Annotated in this window: 29 protein-coding genes and 1 tRNA gene; 12 read left to right on the forward strand and 18 right to left on the reverse strand. The window is 65.9% G+C overall.

The window, feature by feature from the left end:
* A partial coding sequence (locus tag Q322_RS24150) for an integrase core domain-containing protein (protein WP_029478313.1) occupies positions 1-349 on the forward strand: 349 nt, incomplete at its 5' end.
* Between the two features lie 836 nt (positions 350-1185).
* Here Q322_RS24150 and Q322_RS0112855 read toward each other — a convergent pair.
* A complete protein-coding gene (locus Q322_RS0112855; protein WP_051668521.1) occupies positions 1186-1755 on the reverse strand; it encodes a peroxiredoxin-like family protein in 570 nt (189 codons plus the stop codon).
* Positions 1756-1806: 51 nt separating this feature from the next.
* Positions 1807-2700 (reverse strand): metallophosphoesterase, encoded by an 894-nt coding sequence (locus tag Q322_RS0112860; RefSeq protein WP_029478315.1) that lies wholly within the window; start codon positions 2698-2700, stop codon positions 1807-1809.
* 93 nt (positions 2701-2793) lie between these two features.
* Here Q322_RS0112860 and Q322_RS0112865 point away from each other — a divergent pair, with 93 nt between their 5' ends.
* Together Q322_RS0112865 and Q322_RS0112870 are read left to right on the forward strand one after the other, a co-directional pair.
* Positions 2794-3090, forward strand: coding sequence for a hypothetical protein (locus Q322_RS0112865; protein WP_029478316.1), 297 nt, complete (start codon positions 2794-2796; stop codon positions 3088-3090).
* Positions 3087-3896 carry a metallophosphoesterase gene (locus tag Q322_RS0112870; RefSeq protein WP_029478317.1) on the forward strand — a complete coding sequence of 270 codons (810 nt, stop codon included), beginning with the start codon at positions 3087-3089 and terminating at the stop codon, positions 3894-3896. Before Q322_RS0112865 ends, Q322_RS0112870 begins: the two co-directional genes overlap by 4 nt.
* A gap of 94 nt (positions 3897-3990) precedes the next feature.
* Here Q322_RS0112870 and speA read toward each other — a convergent pair whose 3' ends face one another.
* Both speA and Q322_RS0112880 read right to left on the reverse strand, forming a co-directional pair.
* Entirely contained in the window at positions 3991-5919 is a 1929-nt protein-coding gene (gene speA, locus Q322_RS0112875) for a biosynthetic arginine decarboxylase (protein WP_029478318.1), read from the reverse strand.
* A 231-nt stretch (positions 5920-6150) separates the two neighbouring features.
* A tRNA-Asp gene (locus Q322_RS0112880) sits at positions 6151-6226 on the reverse strand.
* A gap of 100 nt (positions 6227-6326) precedes the next feature.
* Between Q322_RS0112880 and Q322_RS0112885 the strand changes: the two genes are divergently transcribed.
* Both Q322_RS0112885 and Q322_RS0112890 read left to right on the forward strand, forming a co-directional pair.
* Complete coding sequence (locus tag Q322_RS0112885; protein ID WP_029478319.1) at positions 6327-7313, forward strand: asparaginase; 987 nt, start codon at positions 6327-6329, stop codon at positions 7311-7313.
* A 70-nt stretch (positions 7314-7383) separates the two neighbouring features.
* Positions 7384-8391: a GNAT family N-acetyltransferase gene (locus Q322_RS0112890; protein ID WP_029478320.1), complete on the forward strand. Its 1008-nt coding sequence runs from the start codon at positions 7384-7386 to the stop codon at positions 8389-8391.
* Positions 8392-8445: 54 nt separating this feature from the next.
* On the opposite strand, the gene Q322_RS0112895 is transcribed toward Q322_RS0112890, so the two are convergent.
* The 3 genes from Q322_RS0112895 to Q322_RS0112905 all read right to left on the reverse strand — a co-directional run bounded on the left by Q322_RS0112895 (position 8446) and on the right by Q322_RS0112905 (position 11124).
* Positions 8446-9705, reverse strand: a complete 1260-nt coding sequence (locus Q322_RS0112895; protein ID WP_034418556.1) for a cytochrome P450 — start codon at positions 9703-9705, stop codon at positions 8446-8448.
* On the reverse strand, positions 9702-10199 hold the full coding sequence (locus Q322_RS21805; RefSeq protein ID WP_029478322.1) for a MarR family winged helix-turn-helix transcriptional regulator: 498 nt from the start codon (positions 10197-10199) through the stop codon (positions 9702-9704). The genes Q322_RS0112895 and Q322_RS21805 overlap by 4 nt, the downstream gene beginning before the upstream one ends.
* A gap of 199 nt (positions 10200-10398) precedes the next feature.
* Positions 10399-11124, reverse strand: coding sequence for a YqjF family protein (locus tag Q322_RS0112905; RefSeq protein ID WP_245593250.1), 726 nt, complete (start codon positions 11122-11124; stop codon positions 10399-10401).
* A gap of 199 nt (positions 11125-11323) precedes the next feature.
* Between Q322_RS0112905 and Q322_RS0112910 the strand changes: the two genes are divergently transcribed.
* A complete protein-coding gene (locus tag Q322_RS0112910; RefSeq protein ID WP_029478324.1) occupies positions 11324-11779 on the forward strand; it encodes a ferritin-like domain-containing protein in 456 nt (151 codons plus the stop codon).
* Between the two features lie 63 nt (positions 11780-11842).
* Here the strand turns inward: Q322_RS0112910 and Q322_RS0112915 are convergent, their stop codons facing one another.
* Positions 11843-13339 carry a HAMP domain-containing protein gene (locus Q322_RS0112915; RefSeq protein ID WP_029478325.1) on the reverse strand — a complete coding sequence of 499 codons (1497 nt, stop codon included), beginning with the start codon at positions 13337-13339 and terminating at the stop codon, positions 11843-11845.
* A 532-nt stretch (positions 13340-13871) separates the two neighbouring features.
* Here Q322_RS0112915 and Q322_RS0112920 point away from each other — a divergent pair.
* Entirely contained in the window at positions 13872-14288 is a 417-nt protein-coding gene (locus tag Q322_RS0112920) for an organic hydroperoxide resistance protein (RefSeq protein WP_029478326.1), read from the forward strand.
* Positions 14289-14349: 61 nt separating this feature from the next.
* Here Q322_RS0112920 and abxC read toward each other — a convergent pair whose 3' ends face one another.
* Positions 14350-15030, reverse strand: coding sequence for a monothiol bacilliredoxin AbxC (gene abxC, locus Q322_RS0112925; RefSeq protein WP_029478327.1), 681 nt, complete (start codon positions 15028-15030; stop codon positions 14350-14352).
* Between the two features lie 130 nt (positions 15031-15160).
* On the opposite strand from abxC, the gene Q322_RS21020 reads away from it, so the two are divergent.
* The gene (locus Q322_RS21020) at positions 15161-15382 is read left to right on the forward strand and encodes a hypothetical protein (protein ID WP_029478328.1); all 222 of its coding nucleotides are present in this window, start codon (positions 15161-15163) and stop codon (positions 15380-15382) included.
* A 245-nt stretch (positions 15383-15627) separates the two neighbouring features.
* Here the strand turns inward: Q322_RS21020 and Q322_RS0112935 are convergent, their stop codons facing one another.
* The 7 genes from Q322_RS0112935 to Q322_RS0112965 all read right to left on the reverse strand — a co-directional run bounded on the left by Q322_RS0112935 (position 15628) and on the right by Q322_RS0112965 (position 20606).
* Positions 15628-16569: a class I SAM-dependent rRNA methyltransferase gene (locus tag Q322_RS0112935; RefSeq protein WP_029478329.1), complete on the reverse strand. Its 942-nt coding sequence runs from the start codon at positions 16567-16569 to the stop codon at positions 15628-15630.
* A 45-nt stretch (positions 16570-16614) separates the two neighbouring features.
* On the reverse strand, positions 16615-17532 hold the full coding sequence (locus tag Q322_RS0112940; protein ID WP_029478330.1) for a phospho-N-acetylmuramoyl-pentapeptide-transferase: 918 nt from the start codon (positions 17530-17532) through the stop codon (positions 16615-16617).
* Between the two features lie 356 nt (positions 17533-17888).
* A complete protein-coding gene (locus Q322_RS0112945; RefSeq protein ID WP_245593251.1) occupies positions 17889-18350 on the reverse strand; it encodes a hypothetical protein in 462 nt (153 codons plus the stop codon).
* Positions 18351-18422: 72 nt separating this feature from the next.
* A complete protein-coding gene (locus Q322_RS0112950) occupies positions 18423-19040 on the reverse strand; it encodes a GNAT family N-acetyltransferase (protein WP_029478332.1) in 618 nt (205 codons plus the stop codon).
* Between the two features lie 122 nt (positions 19041-19162).
* Positions 19163-19624 (reverse strand): 23S rRNA (pseudouridine(1915)-N(3))-methyltransferase RlmH, encoded by a 462-nt coding sequence (locus Q322_RS0112955; protein WP_029478333.1) that lies wholly within the window; start codon positions 19622-19624, stop codon positions 19163-19165.
* 8 nt (positions 19625-19632) lie between these two features.
* Positions 19633-20055 (reverse strand): DUF5367 family protein, encoded by a 423-nt coding sequence (locus tag Q322_RS21810; RefSeq protein ID WP_029478334.1) that lies wholly within the window; start codon positions 20053-20055, stop codon positions 19633-19635.
* Positions 20052-20606 carry a TetR/AcrR family transcriptional regulator gene (locus tag Q322_RS0112965; protein ID WP_029478335.1) on the reverse strand — a complete coding sequence of 185 codons (555 nt, stop codon included), beginning with the start codon at positions 20604-20606 and terminating at the stop codon, positions 20052-20054. The genes Q322_RS21810 and Q322_RS0112965 overlap by 4 nt, the downstream gene beginning before the upstream one ends.
* 224 nt (positions 20607-20830) lie before the next feature.
* Between Q322_RS0112965 and Q322_RS0112970 the strand changes: the two genes are divergently transcribed.
* The 4 genes from Q322_RS0112970 (at position 20831) to pfkA (ending at position 23564) form a co-directional block, all read left to right on the forward strand.
* On the forward strand, positions 20831-21259 hold the full coding sequence (locus tag Q322_RS0112970) for a hypothetical protein (RefSeq protein ID WP_029478336.1): 429 nt from the start codon (positions 20831-20833) through the stop codon (positions 21257-21259).
* On the forward strand, positions 21256-21516 hold the full coding sequence (locus Q322_RS23885; protein WP_051668526.1) for a hypothetical protein: 261 nt from the start codon (positions 21256-21258) through the stop codon (positions 21514-21516). Before Q322_RS0112970 ends, Q322_RS23885 begins: the two co-directional genes overlap by 4 nt.
* Positions 21509-22480, forward strand: a complete 972-nt coding sequence (gene rsmI, locus Q322_RS0112980; protein ID WP_084147981.1) for a 16S rRNA (cytidine(1402)-2'-O)-methyltransferase — start codon at positions 21509-21511, stop codon at positions 22478-22480. The genes Q322_RS23885 and rsmI overlap by 8 nt, the downstream gene beginning before the upstream one ends.
* Positions 22481-22556: 76 nt before the next feature.
* Entirely contained in the window at positions 22557-23564 is a 1008-nt protein-coding gene (pfkA, locus tag Q322_RS0112985; RefSeq protein ID WP_029478339.1) for a 6-phosphofructokinase, read from the forward strand.
* A 67-nt stretch (positions 23565-23631) separates the two neighbouring features.
* On the opposite strand, the gene Q322_RS0112990 is transcribed toward pfkA, so the two are convergent.
* A complete protein-coding gene (locus Q322_RS0112990; protein WP_029478340.1) occupies positions 23632-24786 on the reverse strand; it encodes a branched-chain amino acid ABC transporter substrate-binding protein in 1155 nt (384 codons plus the stop codon).
* A gap of 381 nt (positions 24787-25167) precedes the next feature.
* Positions 25168-26232 carry a cell division protein FtsZ gene (ftsZ, locus tag Q322_RS0112995; protein ID WP_029478341.1) on the reverse strand — a complete coding sequence of 355 codons (1065 nt, stop codon included), beginning with the start codon at positions 26230-26232 and terminating at the stop codon, positions 25168-25170.
* Positions 26233-26378: the final 146 nt, after the last annotated feature.

The raw sequence follows: 26378 nt of genomic DNA on the forward strand, positions 1-26378 counted from the left end.
CGCACTCACGATGGCCCAGCGGACCCGGTGCCCAGGACAGGGGATCCTCCACCACTCCGACCAGGGGGTTCAATACGCCAGCAGCGAGTATCGACAGGCTCTGGAGCGCCTCCAGGCGCTCCAGAGCATGAGCAGAACGGGAGAATGCTGGGATAACGCCGCGATGGAGAGCTTCTTCGCCACCCTCAAGATGGAACTGGATCTTCACAAGGCACAAGGGAACCGCACTGACACGCGCAATTTGGTCTTCGAGTGGATCGAGGTGTTCTACAACCGCGAGCGGCGCCATTCCAGCCTGGGGTACCGCTCACCCACTCGATTTGAAGAACACCGGGCCAGACCGAACTGATCCTCCACTAACCCCTTGCAATATCAACCCAATAAAAAAACACTGGCTGCGTCCGAGCGCAATGGGGAACGCCGTACCCACTCCCTGAACGATCTCGAACCCTACCTCTGCCATCCAGAATGGCTGGTCATTGTCAATGAGAGTGGCTTCCAGTTCGGGCGGTCTGTGCGGTGCCACGAAACCACGGGCAGAAGCAGAGTCTGATCTGTGCGCTGAATCTGGCGGGGCCGCCGACCCCACTGGTGATTGAACGCCCTGTGAATGGTGAGGTCTTCGAGTGGTATGTCCGGGAAGACACTGTGTCCAGCGTTGACGGCGGGGCAGGTCGTGGCGCTGAATAACCTGTTCTCGCCTCATCGGGCGTCCACCGGCTCGTGAAGGCTCGGGGCTGCACCCTGCTCTATCTCTTACCGTACAGCCCGGACTTCAAGCCGACTGAATTGCTGTTTTCCAAGCTCAAAGCGTTGGTGCGCGGTGACGCACCGCGCACCGTCCAGAACGTGATGAGTCTGATCGGAACCGCTTTGCAGAACGTATTGCCAGAAGACATTCGAGGCTGCTTCAAACATGCCCATCCTAGATTTCTTTTATGACAAATTGTCCAGGAAAGAGACCCCTCACCCAACCCTCTCCCCACTGAGAGGGCTTTTTGTCGGCTTGATGGCTCCTGGCAAAAGAAATGCCGGGGTCTCGTGTACATCCTCTCAGCAGGTTCAGCGCTGAGGTCAGACACATGGCGTTTTTTTTGCTTCTCCTTGCAGTCGGGTTAGAGTTGACCCTCGACCGCAATCCTTACAAGGGCTGTCACCGGCTCTCCGCATCAAGAAGTCTGGTGTTCAAACCTCTCCGCCGTACTCCCCCCGCGCCGGGTAAGTCTTGTCCAGGGCGAAACCCACCGCGCCCAGCAGATCGTCAAAGGGCGGGCGCGCAAACGGCATGGTCTGGACCGAGCCGTAATACAGCGTGCCGTCCGGGCGCACCAGAAAGACGCCGGGTTCGCTGAACAGGGTGGGTTCTTCGATGCCAATAGACGTCCTGCCGCGCGAGGCGCTAATGAACAGCCCCCACTGCCGCGCGGTGTCCAGATCCAAGTCATAACCGAACTCGATTCCTTTTGCTCCCACCTTCTCCGCCATTGTGCGGGCGCGGTCCTCGGTGTCGCTGCTGATGGCGATGATCCGCACGCCGCGCGCCGCGTACTGCTCCGACAACCGTTCCAGCTCCAGCAGGTACTTGGCGCAGACCGGGCAATGCAGGCCCCGGTAGAACACGATCAGGTCGAAGTTCTCGCCCGGTTGCTGGCCCAGCGTGTAGCGCCCACCGGACACCAGCGGCACCTCCAGCGCCGGAACGTGCTGGCGGGGCATCAGGGCGGCGGGGGAGATCGCATCTGGCTGAGAGGTCATAGACGGATTAAAGCACTTTCTTTGGTAAAGCGGCAAATCGGCGTCTATTTCTCACTGTGGCGTCAAGGTGAAGACCGCCACCTCCGGCTCGCACAGGTTGCGCAGGGGCACGCCGCTGAGGCCCAGGCCTCGGCTGATATAGGCGGGCGTGCCGTGTGCCCCCGTGACCCAGCCCATCGCGTACCGCTGGCCGTACCTGCTGGGCACCACCGCCGCGCCGATCAGCGGCAGCCGAATCTGGCCGCCGTGGGTGTGTCCGCTCAGCACCAGCCCCAGGCGTGCGGGCAGGCTCGGCAGCAGATCGGGATTGTGGCTGACCAGCAGTGTCGCCCCTGCCAGAGGCTTCCCGGCCAGCGCCGCACCCAGGTCCACCTCTCCTACCCACAAATCGTCCACCCCGCCCAGATACAGGTCCTCACGTACCGCGCGGCCCTCGTTGCGAAGGATGGTCACGCCCGCCTCCGCATAGGCAGCGCGCAGGCTCTCGCGGCGCTGCGGCCAGTCGGCGCGGGCTGGACCGTAGCGAGGGCTATAATACTTGCCAAAACTGCCGTAATCGTGGTTGCCCCACACGCCATACACGCCCAGCGGCGCTTTCAGGCGCCTCAGTTCGGCCAGCAGGGCGGCGGGCGCTTCGTCGGCGCGGTAATCCATCTGATCGCCGCCCAGCACGATCAGGTCCGGGCGTGCAGCGTTGGCCGCGTCCACCCAGGCGCGCACGCTGCCGCCGTAGATGAACAGGCCGTAATGCAGATCGGTCAGAAAGGCCACCCGCAGGGGCCGCGTCAGGCCGGGCAGCGCGCGGGTGTGGTGGGTCACGCCAAAGTGGTAGGCCTGCGCCGCGCCCACGCCGCCCAGCGCCAGAGTGCCCAGGCCGACGCTCGCCAGCCCGCGCAGCACGCGGCGGCGGGTCAGGTGGGGGCTGCGGGGGCGGGAGGCAGACATGTCGCGCAGCCTACCCCCCCGGCTGGGGGCGAGTCGTCCCCCGAAGGATGCAGGTCCGCGAAATATGGGAACCGGGACGCTAGACTGGCCCGAATGAGCGTGAACGCCGACGGGCTGCTGGTGATCGATGTGCTGGACGAGGACGCGGGCCTGGCCGATGTGGAGGACACGCGGGGCCGCACCTTCCAGTTGCCTGCCGAGTGGCTGCCCGCAGCGGCGGACGGCGCAGCGTACCGGGTGGGCGTGGTGGGCGGCACCGTGACCTTCACGCCTGACCCGGACGGCGCGCGACTCCTGCGCGAACGCAGCAAGCAGACGCTGCTGGACTTTGTTGATGAGAACAGCGTCGATGAAAACGGTTCTGACGCACCGGCTGGAGGGCGATCATGACCCGTCAGGTGGTGGTGATCCCGGACCTGCACGGCAGACCGGACCTGCTGGACGCCACCCTGGCCCAGTACCCGGACGCCCATTTCGTGAGCCTGGGGGACGCCATCGACCGGGGACCGCGCAGCATGAGGACCGTGGAGAAGCTGCTGGCCTTAAAAAAAGAGGGCCGCGCCACGCTGCTGATGGGCAATCACGAACAGATGGCAGCCTCGGGCCTGCGCTGGTACCGGCAGTACCTGGAGACCCATGACATGGGCGATTACCGCCGCGCCATCGAGGGCTTCCGCTCGTGGATGCGGGCGGGCGGTGAGACGGTTCGCAGCGAGCTGGGCGGCCTGACGCTGGAGCAGTTTCCGCCGCCCCTCGAAGAATATTTACAGGACCTGGGCCGGGTGGTCTATATCACCGAGGACGGCGAGATCCACGACCAGCCGCCTGCCGTGCCCAGCGTCCTGATCGCCCACGCCTCGCCCCCGGTGCGCCATCAGCATTACCCCGATCCCCTGACGGCGGCGCTGTGGCTGCGCCCCTTCGAGGGACCGTTCCCCATGCCCGAGGGCGTGGTCTACAGCGTCCACGGCCACACGCCGGTCCCGGTCCCCACCCGACTGGGCCGTCACCTGTATCTGGATATGGGGGCCTACGAGACTGGCAGGCTGGCGCTGGCCGAGATCAAGGTGGGCGGCCTGCCGAAAGTGACCGTGCTGTGCGGGCGCGGCAAGCCCAGTCTGGGCAGCAAATACCCCCGGTTTGGCGAGCCGGTGCCGGTGCATGCCGTGGATCTGCCGGGTTCTCCTCCGCTTTAGGGCAGCTACAGCTTCATACCCAATGCAGGCAACAAAATACGACGGCGAACCTCATTGCCGGATTCGCCGTCCGCCGTTTCCGGGGCGCTGAGCCTCAGCCTTCCTCGTACTCCAGATAGGTGTAGCCCAGCAACTCCTCGCCGTAGTCGTCCAGCAACTCGTTTTCCTGCTCGTTGGTTAAAATGCCGAGTTTGATGGCGTCGTCGGCCTGGTCCTCAATGGCGTCGCGCAGCATGGATTCCTCGTAGCCCATCGACTCGATCATGCGCCGCGCCTTCTGACCGCGCACGAACAGGTCGATGTGGAACTTGCCGCCGGGCTTGACCGTCACGTGCGCCTCGCTGACCTTGCCGAACAGGTTGTGGGCACTGCCCAGCACGTCCTGATACGCGCCCATGAGAAAGGTCCCCAGGTAATACGGGCGGTCCCCCGGCTCGTGCAGCGGCAGGGTGGATTTCACGTCGCGCAGGTCGATGAATTTGTCGATCTTGCCGTCACTGTCGCAGGTGATGTCCACGATGGTCGCCTGCCGAGTCGGCTGCTCGTTCAGGCGGTCCAGCGGCACGATGGGAAACAAAGCCTGGATGGCCCAGTTGTCGGGTAGGCTCTGGAACAGACTGAAGTTGCAGATGAATTTGTCGGCCAGCACTTTTTGCAGGTCTTCCAGCTCGTCGGGCACATACTTTTCGTTCTGGATCAGCTTGGCAATCCGGCGCAGGATGGCGTTGAACAGCGCCTCGCCTCGCGCCCGGTCCAGCAGGGTCACGTAGCCCAGGTCAAACAGGTTGTGCAGCGTCTGCTTGTCGCCCACCGCGTCGTTGTAGGACTCGCGGTAGTTCCGCAGCGTGATCTTGTCCAGCACGTCTTCCAGGTCCTTGACGATCTGGTGGCTGTCCTGGCTGGCTGGGGCCAGGTCTTCCAGGTCACGGGTGGGGCCGGTCACATCCACCACCGGCATGATCAATACGGCGTGGTGCGCCGTCAGCGCGCGGCCCGACTCGCTGATGATCACGGGTTCGGGCACCTCCCGCGCCTTGCAGACCTCCTGCACGGTGTACACGATGTCGGCGGCGTACTCGCGCACGGTGTAGTTCATGGAGGCGTAGAAGGTGGTCTTGGAGCCGTCGTAATCGACGCCCAGGCCGCCGCCCACGTTCAGGTACTTGAGCTTGGCCCCCGCCGCGATCATGCCCGCGTAGGTCTGGGTGGCCTCACGCACAGCTACCTTGACGCGCCGGATGTCGGTGATCTGCGAGCCGATGTGGGTGTGCAGCATCACCAGGCTGTCGAGCATGTCCTCTTCCTTGAGGCGCTCAACGACGCGCAGCAGCTCGTAGGCGTTCAGTCCGAACTTGGCCTGATCACCGCCGGACTCCTCCCACTGGCCACTGCCGCGCGCGTGCAGCTTGAAGCGCACGCCGATGGCCGGGCGCACGCCCAATGCGCGGGCCTGCTTGAGAATCCGGTCCAGCTCGCTGAATTTCTCGAGGGTGATGACCACGTTCTTGCCCAGCGTGCGGCCCCACAGCGCCAGCTTGATAAAGCCGTCGTCCTTGAAGCCGTTGCAGCACAGCAGCGCGTCGGGGTGCATCCGCTGGGCCAGACACAGCGCCAGCTCGGCCTTGCTGCCCGCCTCCAGGCCGTGCGCGTAGTCGTAGCCAGCGGCGGCCACCGACTCCACCACCACGCGGCGCTGGTTGACCTTGATCGGAAAGACGCCCTGGTAGTGGTTGCTGTAGCCGTACTCGGTGATGGCGTTCTGAAACGCCTCATTCAGGTGCCTGACGCGTCCGGTGATGACCTGGGGAAAGCGCAGGATCACCGGCAGGCTCTCGCCGCGCTCCACGATTTCATCGACAATCGCGCGCAGCGGGGCGTGCAGGCCGGGGGCGGGGGTCACTTCCATCTCGCCCCTGTCGGACACGCGGAACCAGCCGCCGCTCCAGTTGGGCACCTGATACAGCTCGGCGGCGTCGGTGGTGGAAAATGCTGGGGTGGTCAGGGGGGATTTTGTGGCAGTCATGTACGGCGTCCTCCAGGGCTGGGGATAGGCTCGCCGTGCGCGGGGTTCGGAGCTACGAGGAACACGAAATTTGCTCACGGACGCCGTGCGAAACCGGGGCGCATGATAGGGCAAAGCGTGGGGGATGGGTGTCACGTTCACCGCATATGGACGGCGAAACGGCCCAGATCAAGAATCCAGATCAAAAATAAGGAGAGGAGCGAGGCACTTTCTCCTCGCTCCCCTCTGTTCTGGCGGTCCGGACGGGATTTGAACCCGCGACCTTCTGCGTGACAGGCAGATATGCTAACCGCTACACTACCGGACCTTTTGCTCGGCCAGTTCAGACAAACAGGCCAGCGGACAGAAGGTTAAGGGCCAGGGCCGGAGAAGTCAAGCTGAGCGCCGCGCGCGCTACGCTGGCAGGCATGACGCAGGCCGGAAAAGTGATCTTCACGCGCGGCGAAGTGGACGAGAGTATTCACGCGGTTCATCTGGCCGTGGTGGACGTCGGTGGAACCGTGATCGCCAGTTGCGGTGACCCCGATCTGGTGACCTTCCCGCGCAGCAGCAGCAAGCCGGTGCAGGCGCTGCCACTGGCCCTGGCCGCCCCCAAGTTGCCCTCAGACGAACTTGCCATTGCCTGTGCCAGCCACGCCGGAACACCGGAGCATCTGAAGACAGTGACGCGCCTGCTGGAGCGCTCGGGCAGCGCTGTGGATGACCTGCGCTGCGGCACGCACCCGCCCTTCGACGCGGCGGTGGCCGCAGAGTTGATCCGTGCGGGCGAGGCCCCGACGCCGCTGCACCACAACTGTTCGGGCAAGCACGCCGGGATGCTGCTGTCCTGCGTCCTGAACGGCTGGCCCAGGGACGGCTACACCGAACACAGTCATCCCCTGCAACGCCGCATCCGCGAATTGCACGCCGAACTGGGCGGCGTGGCGCTGGAAGGGGTGGAAGTCGGCACCGACGGCTGTAGCGTTCCAGCCTTCGCGCTGCCGTTGCATGCCGCCACCCGGATTTTTGCGGGGCTGGCGCAGCCTGCGGGAGAATATGCAGGGGCGCTGGACCGCATCTTTTCCGCCATGACTGCCCACCCGTTCCTGATCGCCGGACCTGGACGGCTGGACACCACGCTGATGCCCCTAGTTCCCGGTCTGGTGACCAAGATGGGTGCGGAGGCGTTCTACGGCATGGGCCTGCGGAACAGCCCACGCGGGCCGCTGGGCGTGGCCTTCAAGATCGTGGACGGAGGCGAGCGGGCGCGGGCGCATGTGGCGCTGGCGGTGCTGGAAGCGCTGGGCGTTCCGCTCACGCCGGAGCTGTGCGCCCTAGCCCCCGCCACGCTGCACAACTGGGCCGGGCGCGAGGTGGGCGGGGTGCGGGTAGAACTGGGACTGGCCTTCGCTTAGCGCCTTTACCCGGCGTCTGGGTCCGCCATCTGGCCCATGCGCTCCTGACGTGGCAGGTTCACACTGAGACATGGCCCTGACTGACGTGAGTGTGACCGCTTTTGATCCATTCACCGCGCCGCCTGAGCAGTGCCTGGCGGTGGGACAACTGAAAGTGGATGTCTTTGCCTCCGCCTACCCAGCCGAGCCGCCGATCAGTGCCGAGAAGGAAGCGCTGGAGCTGACCCAACGGATGCCCGGTGAACGCGACGAGCATTTCGTGGTCTGGGACGGCCAACAGGCCACCGGGTGGGGAAGCCTGAACTGCGACACCGACCAGAATCTCCATCTGGCCCACGCGCGGCTGATCGTGCATCCCCAGCGTCGCCGCCGGGGGCTGGGCCGCGCGCTGGCCGCAGCTCTAGAACAGGTGGCCCGCCGGGAGACGCGCCGCACCGTCACCTTTGTCACTTCTGACCGTCACGCGGGCGGCGAACCCTTTGCACACATGCTGGGGGCCAGGGCCGCGCTGCCCACGCGCCAGAGTCGCCTTGAGCTGGCCAGGGTTGACCCTGACCTGGTCACGCGGTGGCTGACCCGGCCAGACAGTGAACCGTACCGGCTGCACACCTGGGACGGCCCCATTCCCGCTGAGTACCTGGAGCGCATGGCCGACCTGATGATGGTCATGAACTCTGCCCCAAAAGGCGAGTTGGACATGGACGATTGGCGCGTCACGCCCGAAATGATCCGGGGCTGGGAGGCCAACGCGGCAGAGGGCGGCGAGCGCGAACTGCTGATCGCCGTGGAAGATACCCGGAGCGGCGAACTGGTGGGCTACACCGAAGTTTCCTGGACGCCCGAACGCGCCTCCATTATCCATCAGGGAGCAACCGCCGTTCGTCCCGCCGCCCGTGGGCATGGCCTGGGCAAGTGGCTCAAGGCGCTGATGCTGAACTCCCTGACCCAGAAGGCTCCAGAAGCCCGTGTCATCCAGACCAACAACGCCGAGCAGAACGCCGCCATGCTGGGCATCAACGTGGCGCTGGGCTTCAAACCGTGGGTGGCGATCACGGAATGGCAACTCAAATTGAAGTAAGCAGCGAGGGCGGCGCAGTCGTTGCTGACTGCACCGCCCCCGTCCAATTCCCGCTCAAGTTTTGGCGTGGTCCCCACGAGTCTGGCCCAGCCGCACTTTAAAGCCCCGGATTTCATAGCCCTTCACCGTTTCATTGGTGGTTACGGTGGGGGGCGTGACGATTTCCAGGTCGTTCCAGATCAGCAGGCGGCGCAGGAACACGTCGCTCTCGCGGATCGCCAGGAACGCGCCGGGGCAGCGGTGGTGGCCGTCACCAAAGGCCAGCACCGGGGCCTGCACGCCGCGTGGCAGCGGGCGCATGGGGCACAGGGCGTTGGCTGGATCGCCCACCACGTCCGGGTCCGTGTTGGCCTCGGTGAGGTGCAGGGCCAGCACGCTGCCCGCCGGAACCTGCTGGCCGTCCAGCGTCAGGTCCTCGGTGGTGCGGCGGTACAGCGTGCGGACCACCGGCTCCAGCCGCAGGATCTCGTGCAGGATGGCGTGGCGTTCCTTTTCGGTGCCGTGGACGTAATCGGCGCGCAGTTCGGAGTGCCCCAGCAGGTGCCACGCGGCGGCGCTGATAAATTCGCGGGTGGTGACCATGCCCGCCGTGGCGTAGGTCAGGCATTCGGTGACGATCTCGGTGTCGCTGTAATCGCGGTCCAGGAGGTGGCTGATCAGATCGTCGCGGCGTTTGCGACGGCGGGCGGCGATGGCGGGCTTCACGTCCAGCAGGAAGAAGGCGGCCACATTCGTCTGCATCAGCGTCTGGCGGCCCCTGCTCATGTTCTGTGCAGCCCCCGGCTGGCTGTCCAGACCGTGTTCCACGAAGCTCATCACGCGTTTTTCCAGACCCGGCAGCAAGCTACTGGTCAGGCCCACCACCTGCGCGGCCACCTCCACGGCCAGCACCAGGCTCAGGTCATCCAGATTGGCCTCACCGTCCCGTACCAGCCCAGCGATCAGTCTGTCGGCCAGGCCCGCGATCATCGGTTGATAGCCCGCCACCGAAGCCGGGGTGAAGTATTTAGCGGTCTGGCGGCGCATGTCGTGGTGGTGGTCTCCCTCGGCAAACAGCACCGGCTGATTGGTCAGTTGCGGCCCGCTGCTCTGCGAGGATTCGGACATGAATCCGGCCTGCTGCACAGCGTCCTGGCGCAGCACCTCACGGGCGGTGGCAAAGCGGTGGACGTGGTACATGCCGTCGTCGCCACGCGTCAGGGCGGGCAATTCGGCCACGTTCTGCGCCTCGTGCGTCAGCGGTTCGCCGTAGCCGAAGGGACAGCCGGAGGCGGGGGCGGGTTTTGGGGTTTTGTTTTCAGAAAATTCAGTCATGGGGTTGGCTCCTGTAAAGCTTGCGTCTGCTGCCGGGCGGCCTGGGCCACGCCTTGCAGGGTCTGGATCAGGGTAAGCTGCTGCTCGGCCCCCAGCGGGGCCAGTGGGGGGCCGGTCAGGGCGCGGACGGTGTGCAGGGCCGCCGCCCAGCGTTCGCGTCCCGCCGGGGTGATGTGGACCATCACGCCCCGCCCGTCCGTCTCCGTGCGCTGACGGGTCACGGCCCCCAGCGCGTCCAGCGCCGACAGCACCCGGCTGACCTCATAGCGCGGCACGCCCAGTTCGCGGGCCAGATCGGCGGGCTGCTGCGGGCCGCCTTGCAGGTAAGACAGCGCGATAAAGCCCCGCAGGTCCAGCCCGTGCCGTTCGCGCAGGCGCGCCTCGCCCACCGTGGTCAGCGCCTGCCAGGTGTCCCACAGCGCAGTCAGAAATTGCAGTTCCGGGCTGTGTAGCTCGGCGACACTGGCAAGAGGAAGGGGGGACGGAACGCTCACCTCGCCACAATGCCAGGCGTGATAAGTAATTGCAAACCGCAATTAATACAATGGCTTGGACATCAAGATTGGATGAATCTCAGTCCAGCGGCGCTCTGTTGCTCCTGGTTGCTCCTGCTCAGGAGGAAAAGAGGACTCGGGGAGCTGGTTGCGCGCTGGCCTTTCTCCATGCACCGCCAGAGTGTTCCCCACCGTTCCATCATGTCACCCGCTCCAACCAGTGGGCACAGACCCGCAATTCCTCGGCGTGCAGCAGGTGGGGTGGGCCGTCCAGCGTCAGTCCCAGTGAATCGGCCAGCGTGTTCTCGCCGATCACGGCCTCGGCACGGCGTAGCGGCCAGGCGTGGTGTTCGATGCGGCCCCGGTACACGTTCCCTCTCGGATCGGCGCTGTAGAGGTTCAGGCGATGGGTCAGCCAGTCTTCCAGGCTGCCAGGGGGCGCAGCAACCGGATCGCCGATGGGCCGGTAGGCGGCGGCGAAGCGGGCGGGCGGCTCGCCGTGGTGCGTCCGCAGGCTGGCGTAGCGGGTTATGCCCCGCTCGCGCGAGATCCACATCCGCGCGTCGAAGTAGGGCAGGTGGAAGAACCGCCGCGCCAGCCTGACCCCCAGCGGCTGCGCGGCGTCCAGGCTGTAGAACCACACCCCCGGCTCACCGCCCGCCATCACGTAGGTTCGCAGGTTCAGTTCGGAAAAATTGCTCAGGCCCGGCATGCCCGGCACCAGGCGCGGGGCCACGTCCGACATTTGGAACGGCACGACGCCCAAATATGCCCTGCCTTGATATGTATCGAGCGTCACGCCGCGCGGCAGGGTGCGGGCGATGGCCCCCGCGTCCACCGGCCAGTGCATGAAGCACAGGTCATGCCAGGCCATCCTCAGAATCCATGGGGGTGCGGCGGGCGGGGACATGGGCCACGGGGACATGGGGCAGAGGCTAGCGTGGGAACTGGCGGCAGACTTCCGCAAGCGGTCCAGTCTGGAAAGGTCAAGGTCCGCTCAAGGCCAGATGGGGAGGGTTCTTAAGCCCTCACACAGTCCTTTCCCAGGCCGACCGCCTAGCCTGACGGGCAACGGCAGGCCCGCTCAACATTTATTTCCGGGCTGCGCCGAAGGAGAGACCGCCATGATGAACAACGAACAGGCCATCGACAAACTGCAACACCTGCTGGGCACCCTGCGCGACGGCGAGAAGGGCTTCTCGCAGGCCGCCGAGCACGCCGACAGCACCCAGCTCAAGACCCTGTTTGCTGGGCGCAGCCAGCAGCGGGGCAAGTTTGCGGGCGAGGTCGCGGCCAAGATCCAGAGCATGGGCGGCGACGCCGACAAGGGCGGCAGCGTGGGCGCGGCCCTGCACCGCACCTGGCTGAACGTGCGTGACGCCGTGGCGGGCAAGGGCGATTACGCCGTGGTGGCCGAAAGCGAGCGCGGCGAGAGCACCGCCATCGAGAACTATCAGGACGTGCTGAACGACGCCGATCTGCCCACCGATCTGCGCGCCTTCGTGGACACCCAGTACGCCCAGATCAAGGCCAGTCACGACGAGATCAGCGCCATGAAAAGCAGCATGAAAGCCGACTGAATTCAGCAGCTCAAGGGGGAGCCGGGGCCTGACGCTCCGGCTCCCCTTTTTTGTCTGCCGCGCTCAGGTCTTGTGGCGGTGGTTCAGGTCGTGGCGGCTCAGGCCCTCTGTGGCAGCCTCCAGACTCTGGCGCATGCGCTCCAGGGCCTGGGCCAGGTCACCGGTCTCGTCGTTGTGGTCCGGGTGCACCGGACGCGACAGGTCCCCCATGCTGATGGCGTTGGCGGCCCTGACCAGCCGCTCGATGGGCTGGGTGACCTGCCGGGCCGCGCGGCTGGCCAGCCAGGCGGCCACGGCCAGGCCCAGCAGGACCGCCAGCAGCGCCAGTGGCAGCGCCGCGCGCAGGGCGGACTGGGTGTTCGGGATGCCCACCACCACCCGCCCCAGCACCGCCGCGCCCGGTGCTTCCCCCGCCGGAATGACCTCCGCCCCTCCGGCAGCGTTCTCACGGAAGGCCGCCTGCGCGATCACGTACCGGGTGCCCCCCAGCTTCAGGGTGCCGCCGTTCGGATGGCTGCCCAGCCAGGCCGATAGCTCCCCGCTCCGGTTGCCCACCCCGGCGTCCTGCGCGCGCAGCGTGGTCTGGCCGCCGGGCAGTTCGGCACGCACGAAGCCTATCCCCGGTGTGGCCGCCAGCGCGCCGAGTTGGGTGCTGAGCTGGCTGCCGAGTTGAGCGTTGGATTGCGGCCCACTGCCCAGACTGGCCCCCATGGCAGCGGCCAGCGTCCGGGCCTGCGTTTGCGCGGCCTGACGCTGCATGGGAGGCAGCGCCACGGCCAGCACCCCCAGCGTCACGGCGCTCGACAGGGCCAGCGTGCCCAGCGTGAGCTGACGCGTCAGGCTGCGTCGCGGCCCCTGCGGCTCGCTCTCGCCGACCTTTGCCGGGAGGACCACTGGCACCATCGGCTGGGCTGCCGGGCTGGGGCTGGCCACAGTGTCCATCTCGAAGGCCTGGAAAGAGGCGTCGGTCAGGGTCAGCGCGTCAGTGAAATTGGGCCAGATATGGCTGGGCGGGGTGCTGGGGCCGGAGAGGACGCTGCCGAAGGGCCGATCCAGCGCCGTGTCGGTGCCGACGGCGGGCGATGCCACGGCCACGCCTCCCCCCGGGAAGTGGGCGGCGCTCCCGAGGGCCGCAGGGGCAAAGGGGCTGGTCCTGGCTGGGAGCGACGACATGCTGTCGAAGGGCGAGGGAGGGGTGTCTTGCGGCAAATCGGGCCAGGCCGGTGCGGGCATCGGCGGGGCCAGGAATGCCTCTTCCAGGGCCTCGCTGCGCGCATAGGGCAGAGCGGGCGAGGGGGCCGGCCCCTGGTACGGCTGGCTGGTCATCCGGGTCTCTTCCTGCACTTCTTCTAGGGTTACCGCTGCCCCCGCCCGGAGGAACACGTCCAGCAGCAGTTCGGCGCGGGCGCGGCTGGTGGGCTTCATCAGGCAGCCTGTGCGGCGGCCCGAGAGCCGCGCGGCCTGCTCGGCGCTGAGGTTGAAGCGTTCGGCCAGTTGCTGCTCCAGGCCGCGCCGACATTCGGCCTGCACAGGTTGCTGGATGATCACGGTGTATCTCATGGTCGACCTCCTTCCGCTGTCCTCCGGCCCTGCAAAATGTTGCGCGGTTCCTGATGTCGCAGTCCTGGATTTCCTTGCTCCTGGTCCAGGGGCCATGAACGGCACACAGGTCCGCGCGGATAACGCAGGCCAGCGGCAGCAGGCAGCAGAGGCGGGGCGGTGGGCGGCAGCGTGGGGGATTGGGTCATGGGCAGGGTCCCGGGTGGCAGAATTGGCGGTGGGTGGAGAGCAGGGCTGAAGGAATGAAAATCAGGCCCATGACACCCCAGTTCCTCTTACTTCCCGCTTACAGCCGTTGAAAATCTTACTTTCTGCCCGACGCGTTGCCCTGCCAGCGTCCGCTGGGGCCACCGCCCCGGCTCACCGCGTGATGATCCCCGGGGGACCGCCCGGTGACCGGTTTCATCTCTCTTCTGATCACGGAAGTTCTGGCCTCACGGAAGTTCTGGCCTCACGGAAGTTCTGGCCCTGATCCGGCGGCAAGTCCAGACGGGTTTGCTTTGACGCCTAAGCGCTGTGACATGCTGGAGCCATGAGTAACCTTTACACGGCACAGGCCACCGCCACGGGCGGACGCGCGGGACACACTAGGAGCGACGATGGACGCGTTGACCTCAACCTCAGCGTGCCCAGAGGTATGGGCGGCGACGACGGCCCCGGCACCAACCCGGAACAGCTCTTTGCTGCCGGTTACGCGGCGTGCTTTCAGGGCGCGCTGGGCGTGGTGGCCCGCCGCGACAAGATCACGCTGGGCGGCGATCAGACCATCACGGCCCTCGTCGGCCTGAACAAGGACAGCGGGGCCTTTGCGCTGGACGTGGAACTCCAGGGCCACTTCCCCGGCCTGGACGAGCAGCAGGCCATGGACCTGATGAAGGCCGCCCACGAGGTCTGTCCCTACAGCGCCGCCACCCGCAATAACGTGGACGTGCGCCTCAGCGTCAAGTAAGCGAAGACCGAGAAAGAGCGCCGGGCATCGCGTCCGGCGCTCTTTTTTGTCGTTTTCTGGTTTAGCCCAGTTCGGTCAGCAGTTGCTGGACCCGGCTCTTCAGTTCGCCGCGCTCCTGCGGCTGGCCGAGCTGGTGCAGGCCACCGTGGTAGGCGTCGGGATCGCCGAACAACCGCGAGAGCAGCTCGAACTCGCGCTGGCTGCGCAGGCTGGCGTCGTCGCGGAACATGGTCACGTACTGATCCTGAAAGGCCCAGTCGCTGATCTTGCCGTCCACGAAATCGCGCATCAGGCGGCGGTACGGCTCGACGGTTTCGACCTTCGTGGTGCCGTCGGTCTGTCCGCTGGCCGGGGCACGACGGGCCGGAATCTGCGCGAACACCGGCTCCAGCGCCTCGGGGGTGATGTCCCAGTTGTTGGCCTCGAACTGCACCTGGCCCTCCTTGAAGACCATCAGTTGGGGGCTGTGGTGAACGATGCCGGTCATCTCGGCCACATGGGTGCTGGCGGGCCGCCAGTCCACCACCCGGATAAAGCCCACCGGCAGCTCGTGGTCCTGCAAGAAAGTCTCCAGCACCCCAAAGCCCTGCATGGTCTTGTGGCACGTTCCGGCCTTGAACACGGCGGCCAGCGGGTGGTCCGTGAGGAACTGATCGACTTCCTCGGGCGTGGTCAGGGGGACCAGCACCTGCTTCTCGGGCTGTGTACTGGCCTGCGTATCGGCTTTGGCAGTTTGCGTCATGCCCCCAGCATACCTGCCGCTTTACAAAACGAAGTGAGGCGGCGCACAAGTGGAGGTGGAATCTGGGTACTGGGCGGGGTGGGCCGGGAGCGCAGACCAGAACAGCGGGCGGCTGCATTATCTTGAAAGGATGTCCAGCCCGCCCGACGCCACCGAATTCTTCAGCATGACCTACGGCGAGATTACCGTCAGCGGCTGGGTCACGCCGGACGTGCTGCGCGGCGTGGAGGCGGGCGAGGTCATCCGCTTCACCGTCCACGAGGCGATGAGCGAGGATATCGCCCTGGGTGACCTGATCTGTAATTTCGCGGGCGGCACACTCGCTCCCTTCCGGCTGCCCGAGGGAACTTGATCCCGTGAATACGAATACCCATGCGGACTATGACCGAAAGGTGTTGGGAACACCCGGACATCCGAGGGGGCGTCCAGGCGTCCTCATGGGCGCTGCTCTGGACAAGACAGCGAGAAGGAAGCAAACGGAATCCGGAGTAGTCCCAGGAACACCTGGTCCCAGCAAAACCCGGTCCCAGGAACACCCGGTCCCAGGAACACCCGGTCCCAGGAACACCCGGTCCCAGGAACACCAGTCCCAGCACCTCAGTCCAGCCCCCACGCCACCGCTTTCAGGTGCGTGGCCCCCGGAAAGTCCTCGCCCGCATCCAGCCGCTCAGTGACGCGGCCCCGTCGCCCGGCCTCGGCCAGACCGAGCCGCACCATGCGGTCAAAGTGGGTGGGGGAGACGCCGGCATGGTTGAGCAGCGTGAGCATCTGCCCGCCCGGCGCAGTCACCGCCGCCGCCATCGCCGCCAGCCGCGCGTAATCATGTTCCGCGCGCCAGCTTCCGGCCTTGCTCCGCGCAAAACTGGGCGGATCGAGGATCACCAGATCGAAGGTGTCGCCGCGCCGCGCCAGCCGCCGGAACCAGTCGAACACGTCGCCGTACAAAAAATCGTCGTCCGGGGCGTTCAGACTGCTCAGCGCGTAGTTCTCCCGCCCCCAGGCCAGCACCTTGCGCGACAGGTCCACGTTCTTGACCGTCGCCGCGCCGCCCAGCGCGGCATTCAGGCCGAAACCACAGGTATATGCGAAGGCGTTCAGCACCCGCGCCGGGGCGTGCTGCCACACCCACTGCCGCGCTGGGCGGGCGTCCGCGAACAGGCCAATGCTCAGGTCTGCGCCGGGGCGGATCAGGAAGGGGACGCCGTTTTCCAGCGCCGTGAGCTGCACTCTGGCCTCGCCCCAGACTGGCTCAGGAGGCGAGAGCCACTCGCGCGCCACATTCGCCGCGTGCCGCGCTTCGGGTGGGCGGCGTTTGAGGTAAACGCCTGCCAGATTCGCCGCTCCCGCGCATGCCGTGGCCAGTTCCACCTCCTCCTCTGGCGACAGGTCCGCGTACAGGCTGAGCACCCCGGCGTCCCCCGCCATGTCCAGCGCGAATTTGCCCTGCGTCTCGGTGGTGTGGAGGCCCCGGTAAAAAGTGGTCCCCTGCGCGGACAGATGGGCGCGGCGGGCGAGGTACGACGTCAGGTTGTCAAGCACCGGCGGTCAGGTGTGGGCCGCAACAAAAGCTCGCCCGATCTCCCATCACGGCCTGCCGCCCAGCAGCCACCACACCGTTGCCGTCGCCACCGCCGTAATGACCCAGAAGCGCATGGTCACATGGGTCTCGGGCCAGCCGCTCAGCTCGAAGTGGTGCTGGATGGGACTCATCTTGAACACGCGCTTCTTGCGTGTACGGAAGGACACCACCTGAATCACCACGCTCAGCACGGCCACCACCGGGATAATGGCGGCAAGCGGCAGCAGCCACACGTCGGCGTACAGCACGTATGCGCCCGCCGCCACCGCACCGATGGCGTGGCTGCCCATGTCGCCCATGAACACGCGGGCGGGGTGCGCGTTGAACCACAGAAAGCCCATCAGCACGGCCACCAGCAGCGCCGAGACCGGCGACAGCGCCAGGAGGGGCAGCAGCACGATGATCGCCACGCCGCCCAGCAACCCGTCCAGCCCGTCGGTGAAGTTAAAGGCGTTCACGCTGCCGATCATCACCAGCGTCAGCAACAACGTGTCGCCGATCCGCCCAAAGCCGGGCACCAGTTCGTGCGCGGCCAGCGGCGCGGCAAACCAGGCGAACAGCAGGCCCACCAGCAGTTGCAGGGGCATCTTCTCGCGGGCGATCAGCTCCTTCTTGCCGCTGCCCCGCATGCGCGAGCGGACCTTCAGGAAATCGTCCGCCCCACCGATCAGGCCCATACCCAGCGCACTCAGCATGATCAGCAGTTCGCGCGGGCCGCCCGCATGACCCGTGAAGTACAGCGGAAAAAAGACCAGCGCCAGCGCCAGTACAAAGGGCACGCCGCCCGCCGTGGGCGTGCCCTCCTTGATCAGGTGCGTCTGCGGGCCTTCCTTGCGGACCGGCTGCCCCCACCCGCGCGCCTTGCTGACCCGGATGAACAGCCCCACCAGCACCCACGACAGCAGCGCAGCGACAACCATCACAGCCGCGCCCTCAGGTCATCACTGGAGGCAGGGGACAGGGGCAAAAGTTGTTCACACATCAATTGGCGAGGGTAGCACGCGGGCGCTGTGCGCTCCGGCCCAGAGGCGTGAGGGTGGGGGCGGACGGCACGGTGGGGCGGCGACGGCCTGACCCTTCAGTCTGCCTCGCCGCCAGCTCCACTCAAGAAGAGGCCGAGAAGCGCAGAAGACCGTCCAGTACACCAGTCTCCTGGCCTCCCGCTTGAGAGGAGGTGCCCCGAAGGAGCGGACTTGCCAAGCTGCGAAGCAGAGCGGTTCAACTGTGACAGCTACCATTTCCGCAGTGCCATAACCACGTTTGGACGTTCTGACCTCGTTCAGTCCGCCAGGTAACGGATAAATTCCCGCATGGCATTCACGCACGCGCCCTTCTCGCCGTCGGCGCTGCTGCCGGTCACGGTACGCAGCAGGCCCGCGTCGTTGATGTAGAGCTGCGAGACCTTGTACGTCGCGCCCTCCTTTTTGTAATCGTAGGCGGCCAGCACGGCCCAGAATCCGGCGCGGTCCACCGGCTGGCTCACCACCGTGTCCACCGACTTGCTCAGTTGCACGCGCAGTTTGGCAGCAAAGGCCAGTGCCTCCTCCTGCGAGGCCAGGATGGGGAACGCCTGATTGGAGCGTTCCTCGCGCAGCAGGCAGGCTCCGCTGGTATCGGTCCAGACGTTGGCATTGCCGTTGACCGGTACCCAGCCGTTCATGGGCACGATCAGGGCGGAGGTGGAAGCGCCCAGCAGGCTCAGGGCGAGGGCGGACACGAGGACGGGGCGCGGTGAGGGCATAGTGCCCATGAGGCTAACAGGAAGTTCTTTGTCAATCGTTAGCGGCGCTCTCATCCAGATGAGGACGGCAGGTTACTCCAGGGTGTCCAGGCGGGCCTCCAGCCCAGCTTTCACGGCGGGCCATTCGCCGCGCAGCACGCTGAAGATCACGCTGTCGCGCGCAAATCCGTCGGGGCGCACCTGATACCGGCGCAGCGTGCCCTCCTGCACCGCGCCCAGTTTGTGCATGGCGCGCAGGCTGCGGGCGTTGCGACTGTCCACCTTGAAGTGAACGCGGCCCGCGCCCAGTACCTCGAAGGCGCGGGCCATCAGCAGCAGCTTGGCCTCCGGGTTAACACCTGTGCCCTGCGCGGCGGGCAGCAGCATGGTTCCCATCTCGGCCCAGCGGTCGGCCCACTTGATCTCGCTGTAGCTGACGCGGCCCACCGTCAGGCCGCTGCCCACCAGCCGCACGGCGAAGTTGATCCGCTGCGGCAGGGCGTTCAGCCGCCCGATGTACTCGGCCCAGGCGGCAGTCGTCGGTGCAGACGGCCCGCCGCGTGCCAGCAGCCGCACCGTTTCGTCGTCGGCTCCGGCACACATCTCGGCAGCGTGCGATTCGTTCAAGCCTTCCAGAAAGATGACTTGTCCCCGGAGCGTGGGCGTCTGAAACCACTCGGCTTCGGGGGCGGCGGGAATATCGGGGGTCACGGCGAGAAGTCTAGGACACAGGGGGGGTCTGGCTGTCAAACGGTCCAACCTTCAAGTCAAACAGTCCAACCGTCAAACTGCTCGGGAAACGCTGTCACTCCTGCGGTTTGACTTTTAGACGGCTAGACCTTCAGGCCGCCCCGCTCCCCCCGGTGATACGGCTCCCCCGCGCTGATCGTCGCCGCCCGGTACAGCGCCTCGGCCAGCACCACCATCGCCAGATCGTGCGGCAGGGTCAGTTCGCCTAGGCTCCAGAGGGCGTCGGCTCCGGCGCGCAGCTCATCGGTGTGGCCTTCGGGGCCGCCCACCGCGAGGGCCAGTTCTCCGGTGCCGCCCAGCGCGCGGGCGTCCAGATACGCGCTCAGGCCCCCGGAGGTGAACTGCCGCCCACGTGGGTCCAGCAGGATCAGCGGGGCCTTCCCGGCGGCCCTGCGAATGGCTTCGCTCTCGGCGGCCTGCGTCTTGCCAGAGACGCGGCTGACCTGAAGTTTGTGGTAGCGCCGCAACCGTGTGGCGTACTCGTCCCAGCCCGCGCGGGCGTAGGCCAGCCGGGGTTCGCCGACGGTGATCAGGTGGAGGCGCACACGGCAGTTTAACGGGCTGCTGTTTCGGCCCGGCGGGTCTGAACATAGGCCATCAGCAAAATCCACGCCACGCCCCACAGCAGCAGCGCCGCCACGATCAGCAGTGATTCTGTCGGCAGCCCGTACAGAGCCGGGAAGAACGTCAGCGCCAAGCCGTCGAGCAGCATGGCCGTCAGCAACATAATGACCACGGCGGGCAGGATGACAGCCCCGCGGATGCCTAGAGGTGTTGTTGCCACCCACAGGAAGACCCAGCCCACCGGAATAAACAGCGCAAAAACGAGCGGCAAGCCAGCGCTGCCAGGCGCAAGGATGCCCGGCCCCAGCAGGCGAAACATCATCGCCGCCGCGAACCACAGGATCACGCCCATGCCCACCATAAGCGGCAGACGGCGATCAGGAAGCGAGGGCGAAATGGCTGATACGGTCATAGGAAACCTCCTGCATAGAGCGCGTCTCTGAGCGCCCGGAATGCCTCATCGGTACGCTTCTCATCTCCAGTCGAGAAGCGGTCAATCAGCAGCCCAGTCAGGGCAGAAAGAACAAAGTTGGCGGTAGGTACTGAAACATCTTTAAGGTGGGCAGTCACCACGTCCATCCAGGCGGCGAGTGCGTCACGGGTGAACTGCTGGTAAGGGCCGCCGCCGTCCATGGCGCGCAGCTCAACTTCAAACAGCGAGCGCAGAAACGGCAACAGTTCGGGCGAGGTGAGCCGTACCCAGAGCTGGTCAAAGCGCGCAGTGGGGTCTGAACTGTGGTCGATGTCGGTAAGGAGAGCCTGTTGTTGGACGGCTACGGTAGACAGCACCTCTATCACCAAATGCTCCTTAGAGCCGAAGTGGTACAGCAGCAGGCGGGCGCTGACGCCAAGTGCGGCGGCCAGGGGCCGCAAGCTCAGGTCTGTTAGGCCGTGCTGAAGCACATAAGCGGTGGCACGTTCGAGCAGTTCCAGCCTGGCCTGCAGATTAGGGGGGCGTCCCATGCATTCCTCCGTATATGCTTTCTTCTACGCGCGTTACGTGAAACGAGTGTAGAATATATTGAGATGCAAGTCAAGGCGTGCAACAGAACTGTAAAAGTTCACGCACGAACAGGGCGAGGAACATCTGAGCGAATCTGGCCGCCGCCCGTTAGACTGTGGGACATGGGCCTGTCTGCCACTCCCCACAGCGGGACCGTGCAAACTGCCAGCAAGCGGAGCGGCGCGTGAATTACGCCGCGACGCTGGCGGTGCTGGTGGTGCTGGCCTTCTGCTTTCCGCTGACCTTGCGGCTGGGCGCGGGCTTCGGGGTCTCGGAGACCATCTCGATCTCGGTGCTGGGCGCGCTGCTGACCTTTGGGCTGGCGCTGTATCTGGTGCGCTGGCAGGTGGGCCGTCACCAGAAAGCGACGCTCAGGATGGGTAGGGCGCGCGCGCAGATTCTGGCGGACCCGGAAAACCCCCGCTCGTACTTTGTGGGCGGCGAGCATCTGGGAGCGCTGCTGCTGCGGCTGGACCGTCGCCGGGAGGCGGCTGAAGTCATCGACCGCTACGCCCGGCTGGGCGGGGCACGTGAATCGGAAATCGTGGCACTACAAGAGGCATTGTCCAGGGCGAACCGGCGGCAACGCCGCGCCCAGGGGAGGGAAGCATGAGGGCCTACAAGGGCATTGTGGAAAACGGGGTGGTGGTGGTGCTGGGCACCCGCCTGCCCGAGGGCACGGTGGTCACCGTCACCGTGGGCGAGGGCGAGTTGCTGCGCGCCCGCATTACCAACGTGCTCAAGCGGCCCCGCAAGGTGAAGGTGAGGATCAAGCCCAACATCGGGCTGGCCGCCACCGGAACCGACGGCACGGGCCTGATGGGACCGAGGCTGACGCTGAGCGGGTCGCCGTCTGGAGTCGATGACTGAGCCACGTGTCACTGAGCCGCCCGGTGCTGCGCTGCTCGACACTGCGTTGCCTCACACTGCGCTGCCCGGCAAGCAGGCCGCCGAACTGACCGCTCGTGTTTCCGGGCAGGAGGGCGGCCCGCGCGTGTGGCTGGTGCCCACTCCCGTGGGCAATCTGGGCGACATCACCCTGCGCGCCGTGGAGGTGCTCAGGGGGGCGGACGCGGTGGCCTGCGAGGACACCCGCCGCAGCGGGGCGCTGCTGTCTCACCTGGATATTCACAAACCGCTGGTGCGTCTGGATGCCCACACCATGCGCCGCGCCCCCGCCGTGCTGGAACAATACCCCCGGCTGGCCTACGTTTCGGACGCCGGCACCCCTGGCGTTAGCGATCCCGGCGCGGAACTGGTGGCGGCGGCGGTTGCGGCGGCCATTCCGGTGGAGGTGCTGCCCGGAGCCACCGCCTTTGTGCCCGCGCTGGTGCTGTCGGGGCTGGACACGGGCCGCTTCACCTTCGAGGGCTTCCTGCCCCGCAGTGGCCGTGAGCGCAAGAGCCGGCTTTTGGCCATCGCGTCTCGTCCGGAAACGTGTGTGCTGTACGAGAGTCCGCACCGCCTGGGAGCCACACTCAATGATCTGGCTGGAGTTTGCGGCGAGTCGCGCCCGGCCAGCATGACCCGCGAACTGTCCAAGAAATTCGAGGAAACGGCGCGCGGAACCCTGGGCGAGCTGGCCGCGCGCTTTGCCGCCGGGGTCCGGGGCGAGATCGTGGTGGTGGTGGCCGGGCGTCCGGCAGGCGAGGCCGATCTGGGCGCGCCACCGCCCGATCATGAGGCGCTGGCGGGGGCGTGGGCCGGGCAGGGAAAAACGGCCAGGGATATACGTGACGCCCTGATCGCCCAGGGTTTGCGTAAGAATGACGCTTATGCGCTGGCCCTGCGGGTCACAGAGCGGGCCGGGTCGGACGCCTCTGGGCTGAGCTGACCTAACCTGAGCTGATCTGGCGCGCAGAGCCGTCCCCCCACCGATTTTCCCACTCCCCCATAAAGCGAGACTGACCATGACAGAACCCACCCCCACCCGGCATCCCAACCCCGCAGGCATTCAGCGCGTGGCGGTCCTGACCAGCGGCGGCGACGCACCCGGCATGAACGCGGCCATCCGCGCCGTGGTCCGCACGTCCGCCTTCGAGGGCCTGGAGGTCATGGGCGTGCGCCGGGGCTTTTCCGGTCTGCACCGGGGCGAGATGAAGCTGATCGGCCCGCGTGACGTCGCCAACACCATCCAGCGCGGCGGCACCATCTTGCTGACCGCCCGCAGCGCCACCTGGCGCACCCCCGAGGGCCGGGCCAGCGGCGCACAGCACCTGCGGGACAACGGCGTGGGCGGCCTGATCGTGATCGGCGGCGACGGCAGCTTTCACGGCGCGCATCTGCTGGAGCAGGAGCAGGGCATTCCGGTGATCGGTGTGCCCGGCACCATCGACAACGACCTGTACGGTACCGATCACACCATCGGCTACTTCACCGCCGTGGAAACCGCGCTGGACGCCGTGGACAAGCTGCGCGACACCGGGGCCAGCCACGAGCGCATCTTCGTGATCGAGGTAATGGGCCGCCATGCCGGACACATCGCGCTGGACGTGGCGGTGGCGGGCGGCGCGGAAGAGGTCTTTATCCCGGAGGACGACAAGCCCATCGAGGACGTGATCCAGGTCGTCAAGGACAGCGTGCAAAAGGGCAAGACCGGCAGCATCGTGATCGTTGCCGAGGGCGTCGCCGGCGGCGCGCAGGGCGTGGGCGACGCCATTCAGGCCGGGACGGGCCTGGAGACTCGCGTCAGCATCCTGGGCCACATCCAGCGCGGCGGCACCCCGGTGTCCAGTGACCGCATCCTGGCCAGCCGTTTGGGCGAGGCCGCCGTCTACGCTTTAATGGACGGCGTCAGCGGCGTGATGGTGGGGCGGCGCGGCAGCAGCATCATTCACACGCCGCTGCATGAGACCTGGGAAAAGCGCAAGGACGTCAACCGCGACCTGTACCGCTGCGCCAAGAAACTCAGCGTGTAGCGCGAGTTGGCAAAAAGGTAGGGCGCAGAGGATCACTCTATGCGCCCTGCCTCTTCGTCTGTGCCGTTTACTGCTTGGGTGGCTTGACCGTGGACTGGGCCGACAGGCTCTGCTTACCCGCGTCCACCTTCATGATGTACAGCGTGACCGAGTTGCGGTCGCCGACGCTGTTAAAGGTCACGTCGCCCGACAGCAGGCCCTTGAAGGTGCCCTTGCGGATAGCAGTCTCCACCTGCGTGCGGGTGGGCAGCTTGCCGCCGTTGGCCCTGGCCGCGTCCAGGATGCCCTGGGCGATCACGTTGGCCGAGTCGTAAGAGAACGCGGCGTAGCCGGCGGGCACGGTCTTGAACTGCTTGCGGTAGTTGGCCGTGAACGACTTGGCGGCGGGCAGCGAGTCCAGCGGCGCGACGATGGTGGTGTAGTAGATGTTGTTGGCACCCTTGGCCGCAATGGTCGCCAGTTCGGTGCTGTCCAGACCGTCGCCGCCGACCATGGGAATATTGATGCCCGCGTCACGCAACTGCCGGATGAAGATGCCGATCTGGGTGTAGATGCCGCCGAAGTACACCGCGTCCGGCTTCTGCAACTTGATCTTGGCGATGATGCTGGAAAAGTCGCTCTTTTCTTCGGTGCCCTCGTTGACGACCACCTTGGCCCCGCCCGCCTTGAGGGTCTTCTCGACCTCGGCGGCCAGTCCCTCGCCGTAAGAGGTCTTGTCGTTGAGGATGTAGACCGACTTGGCCTTCAGCTCGTTCATCATGAACTCTGCGCCCGCCGGTCCCTGGGCGTCGTTGCGGGCCACGATGCGGTTCATGTTCGCCAGGCCCCGGTCCGTGACCTCGTTGGCGGTTACCGCCGGGCTGACCATCGTGACATGGCTGGCCTTCAGCGCCTCGCTGGCCGGAATCGCCACGCCGCTGTTCATGGTGCCCACCACGCCCAGAATCGCGCGGTCCGAAGCGATCTTGCGCGCCGCCGCCGTGCCGGTGGCCGGGTCTGCCTGATCGTCGTAGCCGACGAATTGCAGATTAAAGCCCAGCTTCTTGAAGGCGGCCTTTTGCTCCTCGACGGCCAGTTGCGCGCCGTTCCTGAGCAGCGTGCCGGTAAAGCTCTGGCTGCCCGACAGCGGCGAGAGGCTGGCGATCTTGATGGTGGTCTGCGCGCCCGCCACGCCAGCAGCCAGAAAGCCCAGGGTCATCAGATTTAAGGTCATTTTCTTCATTCGTTCCTCCAGGGGACCTGGCACTCCACATCAAAAATCCGGTCCGCTGTATGCACGGGCCGAAATCAGGAGAGGCCGGAAGTCAGTTCAAAACAGATTCTGTCACCTTAACGGGTTTTGCTGACAGTGTCAAATAAAGATGGATGTTCACGATGAAAAGAGGCCGATCAAGTTCATGTCTTCGGATATTTTATAGAGGTCTGTGGGTTACGGGTTAAGTCGCCCTGACACGTCTTTCTTGGACCAGTCCAACTCTACATCGCCGAGTCCAATTCCACTGGACGGTTGACCGCTTTATCGCTCTCCACATCATTCGTCAGATTTGGCACTGGAAAAAGAGACCGGAGCGATCTGCCCCGGCCTCCCTGTACGCGCTGTTATTTACTCGCGCTCGACGTTCCGCAGGAATGCGGGGATGTCATAGTCCTTGGGATCGTAGCTGCTGCCATTGCCGCGCACCGGACGGATGGTCTCGGGGAGGCCCGTTCGCGGCCCCCCGGCGATGCTCATGGGCGTTTCGTTGAAGCCGGTGGCGATCACGGTCACGCGCACCTCGTCGCCCGCCGCCTCGTCGGGGGTAATGCCGAACAGGATGTCGGGGTCCTCGAAGCCGGTGGCCTGGCGGATCTTCTCGACGATGTCGTTGGCGTCGGTCATGCTCAGGTCATAGCTGCCGGTCACGTTGACCAGAATGCGCCGCGCGCCCTCGATGCCGCGTTCCAGCAGCGGGCTGTGGATGGCGCTCATGGCCGCTTCTTCGGAAACCTTCTCGCCCCGGCCCGCGCCGATGCCCATCAGGACCGTGCCGCTGTTGGACAGCAGGTTGCGCACGTCCGCAAAGTCCAGGTTGATCATGCCCTCGACGTTGATCACGTCGCTGATCCCCTTGACCCCGTAGTACAGCACCCGGTCGGCGATCAAAAAGGCCTCGCGGAAGGAGACCTTTTTGTCCACGGCGGTCAGCAACTTCTCGTTGTCCACCACGATCATGCCGTCCACCGCGTCGGCCAGCTTGCTGATGCCTTCCTCGGCGATCCGCAGGCGTTTGGGACCCTCGAAGCGGAAGGGGCGGGTCACGATGGCCACCGTCAGGATGCCCATTTCACGGGCGATCTGCGCCACCACGGGGGCCGAGCCGGTGCCGGTGCCGCCGCCCATGCCCGCCGTGATGAACAGCATGTCGGTGCCGCCCAGGTACTCCTTGATGTGCTCGCGGTCCTCCAGCGCGGCCTTCTCGCCCACTTCGGGGTCCGCGCCTGCGCCCAGCCCGCGGGTCAGGCGGTCGCCGAGCTGAATGCGGATCTCGGCGTGGCTTTTGGCCAGTACCTGCGCGTCCGTGTTTCCGGCGATAAACTCCACGCCTTCAAGTCCCGATTCAATCATGCGGTTAACGGCATTGTTGCCCGCCCCGCCCAAGCCGATCACGCGAATTCTGGCCGCTTGCATCTATCTTCTCCTTGCCTCATCCCAGCCTGCTGGGCAGAGGAGAGGTCACGTTTTGGTTGGCGGTAGCTTAGCGCACCTTCACGCAGGGTTGCCTGCGCAGTGCGGCGGAAGTCATGGGCGGGCGGAAGAAGGGAAGGTGAGAACTG

Origin of the sequence: Deinococcus frigens DSM 12807 (assembly GCF_000701425.1) — a bacterium.
Lineage (GTDB): Bacteria > Deinococcota > Deinococci > Deinococcales > Deinococcaceae > Deinococcus > Deinococcus frigens.